We start from the raw sequence: 6418 nt of genomic DNA on the forward strand, positions 1-6418 counted from the left end.
CGTTGCGCGGCGAGCCGGAGTCGACGACGACCACCGACCGCAGGGAGCGGGCGAGCATCATGGCCCCGTTGAGTCCGGCCGGGCCGCCGCCGATCACGACGACGTCGTGGCGCTGTGCTGTGTCCATGTCCCCAGCCTGACGAGCAGCCGCACGCAACGGCAAGTTTCCTTGCTGAAACGGCAAACGTGCAGAATGGGTGCATGTCCCTGTACGTGCACCACGCCGGCGACCCCGCCGGGCCGCCGGTCCTCGCGGTCCACGGCGTGACCGGCCACGGTCTGCGCTGGCGGCCGCTGTTCGCGGCGCTGCCCCGGCTGCGCTGGATCGCCGTCGACGTCCGCGGCCACGGGCGGTCGCCGTGGGCGCCGCCGTGGAACCTGGAACGCCACGTCGCCGACCTGGTGGAGGTGCTGGACGCCGAGGGGGTCGGGCGCGCCGCCGTCGTCGGGCACTCCTTCGGCGGCGCCGTCGCCACGCACCTCGCGCGCACCGTTCCCGACCGCGTCGACCGGCTCGCGCTGCTCGACCCCGCACTCGGGCTGGACCCGCAGGACATGCTCGACGCGGCCGAGGACACCCGCGCCGACGTCACGTTCCCGACCCGCGACGCCGCCCGCGCGACCAAGGCCGAGAGCTGGGCCGACGTCCCCGGCGCGCTCGTCGACGCCGAGGTGGACGAGCACCTCGAACAGCGCGACGGCGCCTGGCGCTGGCGCCTGAGCCAGGCGTCCCTGGTGGCCGCGTGGGCGGAGATGGCGCGCCCGGCGGTCGTCCCACCGGCGGGTCTGCCGACGCTGGTCGTCCCCGCCGGCCGGGCCGACTACGTCTCCGACGACTGGATCGCCGCCTGCCGCGACGCGCTCGGCGCGGACCTGACCGTCGCCCCCGTCGACGCGGGCCACATGGTCTACCTGGAACGCCCGGCCGAGGTGGCGGCGCTGCTGCGGGAGTTCCTCGGGTGAGCGACCGCGACGACGGACACCTGCGCGAGCTCGTCCGGCTCCGCCGGGTCCGGGACCGGATCGACCGCGAGTACGCGCGTCCGCTCGACGTCGCCGAGCTCGCCCGCGCCGAGCACGTGTCGGCCGGGCACCTGTCGCGGGCGTTCCGCAGGGCCTACGGCGAGTCGCCCTACAGCTACCTCATGACCCGGCGGATCGAACGTGCCATGGCGCTGCTGCGACGCGGCGACCTCACCGTCACCGAGGTCTGCTTCGCCGTCGGCTGCTCCTCGCTCGGCACGTTCAGCACCCGCTTCACCGAGCTCGTCGGGATGCCGCCGTCGGCGTACAAGCGCGCCGCCCGGGACGGCACACCGGGGCTCCCGGCGTGCGTCGCCAAACAGGTCACCCGACCGGTCAGGAATCGAGAAGCACCGGGACCCGCGACCTCCCTAGCGTGAGCGTCATGACCGGACCCGCCATCACCATCCACGCCGGATTCCTCCCGCACACCGACCCCGAGGCCTCCCTCGCCTTCTACCGCGACGGCCTGGGCTTCGAGGTCCGCCTCGACGTCGGCCAGGGCACCATGCGCTGGCTCACCGTCGGCCCGCCCGACCAGCCCGACGTCTCGATCGTCCTCGCCCCGCCCGCGGCGGACCCCGGCGTCACCGACGACGAGCGCCGCACCATCGCCGAGATGATGGCCAAGGGCACCTACACCGCGGTGCTGCTCGCCAGTAACGACCTCGACGCCGCGTTCGACAGGCTCCAGGCGAGCGGGGCCGAGGTCGTCCAGGAACCGGTCGACCAGCCGTACGGGGTGCGCGACTGTGCCTTCCGCGACCCCGCGGGCACGATGGTCCGCATCCAGCAGCGGCCCTGACACGGGCCGGACGGGGGATCCACCATGCACGCAGCCGACAGCCACGACCTCATCCGCGTGCACGGTGCGCGCGAGAACAACCTGCGCGACATCTCCGTCGAGCTGCCCAAGCGGCGGCTCACGGTGTTCACCGGGGTGTCCGGCTCGGGCAAGAGCTCCCTGGTGTTCTCGACGATCGCCGCCGAGTCCCAGCGGATGATCAACGAGACCTACAGCGCGTTCGTCCAGGGCTTCATGCCGAACCTCGGCCGACCCGACGTCGACGTCCTCGACGGCCTCACCACCGCGATCATCGTCGACCAGGAGCGCATGGGCGGGGACGTGCGCTCCACCGTCGGCACCGCCACCGACGTCGGGGCGCTGCTGCGGATCCTGTTCAGCCGGCTCGGGAAGCCCTACGCCGGCCCGGCGAAGGCGTTCTCGTTCAACGTCGCGACGATCAGTGGCTCCGGCGCGGTGACCGTCCGCAAGAACGGCCGGCAGGTCAAGGAGCGGCGCGAGTTCGAGATCGTCGGCGGTGCCTGCCCGCGGTGCGAGGGCCGCGGCTCGGTGTCCGACGTCGACCTCACGGCCCTGTACGACGACTCGAAGTCGATCGTCGAGGGCGCCCTGACGATCCCGAACTACTCCGTCGACGGCTGGTACGGCCGGATCTTCGCCAACTCCGGCTTCTTCCCCGGCGACAAGCCGATCAGCAGCTTCACGAAGCCCCAGCTGAACGCACTGCTCTACAAGGAGCCCACCCGGATCAAGGTCGACGGCATCAACGTCACCTTCGAGGGGCTGATCCCGCGGATCCAGAAGTCGTTCCTGGCCAAGGAGCGGGAGGCGATGCAGCCGCACATCCGGGCGTTCGTCGACCGGGCCATCGTGTTCCAGCGCTGCCCGGACTGCGACGGGACGCGGCTGTCCGAGCTCGCCCGCTCCTCGAAGATCAGGGGCATCTCCATCGCCGACGCCTGCGCGATGCAGATCTCCGACCTCGCCGACTGGGTCCGGCAGCTCGACGAGCCCTCGGTCGCGCCCTTGCTCGGCTCGCTGCGCCACACACTCGACTCGTTCGTCGAGATCGGGCTCGGCTACCTGTCCCTGGACCGGCCGTCCGGGTCGCTGTCCGGCGGCGAGGCCCAGCGCACCAAGATGATCAAGCATCTGGGGTCGTCGCTGACCGACGTCACCTACGTCTTCGACGAGCCGACCATCGGCCTGCACCCGCACGACATCGCCCGCATGAACGACCTGCTGCTGCGCCTGCGCGACAAGGGCAACACCGTGCTCGTCGTCGAGCACAAGCCGGAGACGATCGCGATCGCCGACCACGTCGTCGACCTGGGGCCGCGGGCGGGCGCCGACGGCGGGCACGTCGTCTACACCGGCGACCTCGACGGGCTGCGGGCCTCGGGCACGCTGACCGGCCGGCACCTGGAGTACCGGGCGTCACTCAAGCCGTCGGTGCGGACCCCGAGCGGGTACCTGGAGATCCGCGGGGCGGACCGGCACAACCTGCGCGGAGTCGACGTCGACGTCCCGCTCGGGGTGCTCACCGTCGTCACCGGGGTCGCCGGGTCGGGCAAGAGCTCGCTGATCCACGGCTCGATCGCCGGGCGCGACGGCGTGGTCGTCGTCGACCAGGGGGCGATCAAGGGGTCGCGGCGCAGCAACCCCGCCACCTACACCGGGCTGCTCGAGCCGATCCGCAAGGCCTTCGCCAAGGCCAACGGCGTCAAGCCGGCCCTGTTCAGCGCCAACAGCGAGGGCGCCTGCCCGAACTGCAACGGCGCCGGCGTCGTCTACACCGACCTGGCGATGATGGCCGGCGTCGCCACCACCTGCGACGTGTGCGACGGCCGCCGCTTCGACGCCTCGGTACTCGGTTACACCTTCGGCGGGCGCGACATCAGCGAGGTCCTCGCCATGCCGGTGGCTGAGGCGGAGAAGTTCCTCGGGGCGGGCGAGGCCCGCACCCCGGCCGCGCACAGGATCCTGGAGCGCCTCGCCGACGTCGGGCTGGGCTACCTCACCCTGGGCCAGCCGCTGACCACGCTGTCCGGCGGCGAGCGCCAGCGGCTCAAGCTGGCGGTGCACCTGGGGGAGTCCGGCGGGACGTTCGTCCTCGACGAGCCGACGACCGGGCTGCACCTGGCCGACGTCGAGCAGCTCCTCGCGCTGCTCGACCGGATCGTCGACGGCGGCCGCTCGGTGATCGTCATCGAGCACCACCAGGCCGTGATGGCCCACGCCGACCGGATCATCGACCTGGGCCCCGGTGCCGGGCACGACGGCGGCGCGGTCGTCTTCGAGGGGACGCCCGCCGAGCTCGTCGCGGACCGGTCGACGCTGACGGGCGAGCACCTGGCGGCCTATGTCGGCGCCTGAGGACACCCCGCGGCACGAGGTCGCGGTGCTGGTCCGCCCGGGGGTGCGGCCGATGGAGCTCGGCCTGGTGCACCAGCCCTCGGCCGCACCCGGCCGGACCGGGAGTGGCCCGCGGGCCACCTCGCGAACGGATCGGGCCGTCCGGGGTCAGCCCCCGGTGCGTGCCCCGTTCCCCAACGCGTCCCGGATCTCGCGCAGCACCGCGGTCTGCTCCTGCACCGCGGAGATCAGCACTGCGAGCTGGTCGTCGCCGTGGCGCATCTCCTGGTACAGCGCGCTCACCGCGTAGGCGGTGGCGGCGGTGTGGCCGTCGGTCGCCTGGGGGTAGTCCTGCGCCTTGTCGGCCGCCTCCAGGAGGTCGAGCGCGTGCTCGATGACGTGCTGCCCGCTCTCGCGGTGGCTGTGCGGTTCCGGCATGTCCGAATCGTACTCATTCCGGGTGACGCGGCCCGGCGACTTCGGTCGCGCTGCGCACGACCTTCGGCGGGTGCGCCACCGTCGCGCCGCCCGGCAGGCTGACGGTCGATCCCGGGGGGTCGGGAGACGGGAGGGGACCGGTGGCCGTCCCGTTCGAGCGGAAACCTGCTGGACGGCGCCGGTCCGCCCCCTATGGTCGACGTGTGCCGGTCCGCCCCGCCGTGATCTCCGCCGTGCTGGTGGTCGCGGTGCTCACCGCCGGGCTCACCGTCGCCGAGACGCAGGCCACCGCCGGGGTGCTGCAGTGGACGCTGCTCGTCGTCGGGCTCGCGATGATCGGCTCGATCGCGGTGCGCTACCGGTCGCCGCGGGTGTTCGCGGTGCTGGCCGTACTCGGCCCGCTCGTCTCGCCCGTCGCCACCTACCTGCCGCTGGTCGGGGTGTTCGTGATCGCGACCCGGCGCCGCGCGGTCGAGACGCTGCCGGTGCTGGCCCTGGCGGTCGGGACCGCCGCGGTCACGCTGTACCGCAACGTCCCCGACGGGCCGACGGTGCTCGTGCTGCTCGGCGGGGCCGTGGCGTTCCAGGCCATCTCGGTGACCGCGGGCCTGCTGACCGGGATCCGCCGCGCGATGGTCGACGACCTGCGCGAGCGGCTCGCCCGCGCCGAGGCCGAGCGCGCGGTGCGCGAGGAGCAGGCCCGCGCCGACGAGCGGCGGAGGATCGCCGGGGAGATGCACGACCGGCTCGGGCACCGGCTGTCGTTGCTGTCGGTGCACGCCGGGGCGCTGGCGCTGCGCGGGGACCTGCCCGCCCGCACCGTCCGCGAGACCGCGCGGGTGCTGCGCGACACCACCCACCGCGCGATGGAGGACCTGCGCACGATCGTCCAGGTGCTGCACGAGCCCACCGGCGACGTACCCGACGAGGTCGACGACCTCGGTGCGGTCGAGGAGCTCGTCGCCGAGGCCCGCGCAGTCGGCGCGGACGTCCGCCTCCGGTCGACGGCGCTGTTGACGGTGTCCCCGCCGGGGCGTCCGCTGGCCGGCGTCGTGCACCGGGTGGTGCGCGAGGGCCTGACCAACGCCGCCCGGCACGCACCCGGGGCCCGGGTCGAGGTCGCCCTCGACGGGCGGCCCGGCCGGGACCTCACCGTCACCGTCACCTCCGGGCCGTCCGCGGCCGGTCCGACGCCCGAGGGTGCCGGGACCGGCCTGGTCGGGCTGCGCGAGCGCGTCGAGACCCTCGCCGGCGGGACGCTGACCCACGGCCCGACGCCGTCGGGGCACCTGCTGCGCGCGGTGCTGCCGTGGCGGGAGGAGACGGGATGACCGCGACCGCGATCCGGGTGCTGCTCGTCGACGACGACCCGCTCGTCCGCTCCGGGCTGCGGGTGATGCTCGACGGGCACGCGCTGCCCGGCGACGGCACCGGACCGGTACGGCGCATCCAGGTGGTCGGCGACGCCGGTGACGGTGACGAGGTGCCCGCCGCCGTCGCCGCGGGTCGGCCGCACGTGGTGCTGATGGACCTGCGGATGCGCCGCGTCGACGGCGTCGCCGCGACCCGGGAGGTGACCTCGCGGCCCGACGCCCCGACCGTCGTCGTGCTGACCACGTTCGACGCCGACGAGCACGTCGTGCGGGCGCTGCGCGCCGGGGCGAGCGGGTTCCTGCTCAAGGACGCCGCGCCCGAGGGGATCGTGGAGGCCGTCCGCGCCGCCGCCGACGGCGACGCCGTGCTGTCCCCGGCGATCACCCGGCGGCTGATCGGCATCGTCCGCGGCGACGGCGCCGG

8 protein-coding genes are annotated in these 6418 nt (G+C 73.9%); 6 read left to right on the forward strand and 2 right to left on the reverse strand.

The genetic code is table 11. The features are described 5' to 3' along the window. Window positions 1-127: FAD-binding protein (locus GTW08_RS32810; protein WP_161151335.1), on the reverse strand; the 127-nt coding region annotated here is incomplete at its 3' end. 74 nt (window positions 128-201) lie between these two features. On the opposite strand from GTW08_RS32810, the gene GTW08_RS02540 reads away from it, so the two are divergent. Genes GTW08_RS02540 through GTW08_RS02555 form a run of 4 tightly spaced genes read left to right on the forward strand, consistent with a single transcriptional unit; the run spans window position 202 to window position 4204 of the window. Beyond that, window positions 202-963: an alpha/beta fold hydrolase gene (locus tag GTW08_RS02540; protein ID WP_073574475.1), complete on the forward strand. Its 762-nt coding sequence runs from the start codon at window positions 202-204 to the stop codon at window positions 961-963. Beyond that, window positions 960-1403, forward strand: coding sequence for a helix-turn-helix transcriptional regulator (locus tag GTW08_RS02545; protein WP_073574476.1), 444 nt, complete (start codon window positions 960-962; stop codon window positions 1401-1403). The genes GTW08_RS02540 and GTW08_RS02545 overlap by 4 nt, the downstream gene beginning before the upstream one ends. Before the next feature lie 5 nt (window positions 1404-1408). Then, the gene (locus GTW08_RS02550) at window positions 1409-1828 is read left to right on the forward strand and encodes a VOC family protein (protein WP_073575234.1); all 420 of its coding nucleotides are present in this window, start codon (window positions 1409-1411) and stop codon (window positions 1826-1828) included. 24 nt (window positions 1829-1852) lie between these two features. Then, entirely contained in the window at window positions 1853-4204 is a 2352-nt protein-coding gene (locus tag GTW08_RS02555) for an ATP-binding cassette domain-containing protein (RefSeq protein WP_073574477.1), read from the forward strand. Between the two features lie 147 nt (window positions 4205-4351). Here GTW08_RS02555 and GTW08_RS02560 read toward each other — a convergent pair whose 3' ends face one another. After that, window positions 4352-4621: a hypothetical protein gene (locus GTW08_RS02560; RefSeq protein ID WP_073574478.1), complete on the reverse strand. Its 270-nt coding sequence runs from the start codon at window positions 4619-4621 to the stop codon at window positions 4352-4354. 203 nt (window positions 4622-4824) lie between these two features. Between GTW08_RS02560 and GTW08_RS32815 the strand changes: the two genes are divergently transcribed. Together GTW08_RS32815 and GTW08_RS02570 are read left to right on the forward strand one after the other, a co-directional pair. Further along, window positions 4825-5952, forward strand: a complete 1128-nt coding sequence (locus tag GTW08_RS32815) for a sensor histidine kinase (RefSeq protein ID WP_083658130.1) — start codon at window positions 4825-4827, stop codon at window positions 5950-5952. After that, on the forward strand, window positions 5949-6418 hold a 470-nt coding region (locus GTW08_RS02570; RefSeq protein WP_161151336.1), incomplete at its 3' end, for a response regulator. The genes GTW08_RS32815 and GTW08_RS02570, both read left to right, overlap by 4 nt.

Origin of the sequence: Pseudonocardia sp. SID8383 (genome assembly GCF_009864975.1) — a bacterium.
Classification (GTDB): domain Bacteria; phylum Actinomycetota; class Actinomycetes; order Mycobacteriales; family Pseudonocardiaceae; genus Pseudonocardia; species Pseudonocardia alni.

Bases quoted from the DNA above. Each gene is read 5' to 3' on its own strand.
- GTW08_RS02540 (WP_073574475.1), top strand. From the start codon at position 202: ATGTCCCTGTACGTGCACCACGCCGGCGACCCCGCCGGGCCGCCGGTC.
- GTW08_RS02550 (WP_073575234.1), top strand. From the start codon at position 1,409: ATGACCGGACCCGCCATCACCATCCACGCCGGATTCCTCCCGCACACC.
- GTW08_RS02555 (WP_073574477.1), top strand. From the start codon at position 1,853: ATGCACGCAGCCGACAGCCACGACCTCATCCGCGTGCACGGTGCGCGC.
- GTW08_RS02560 (WP_073574478.1), bottom strand. From the start codon at position 4,621: ATGCCGGAACCGCACAGCCACCGCGAGAGCGGGCAGCACGTCATCGAG.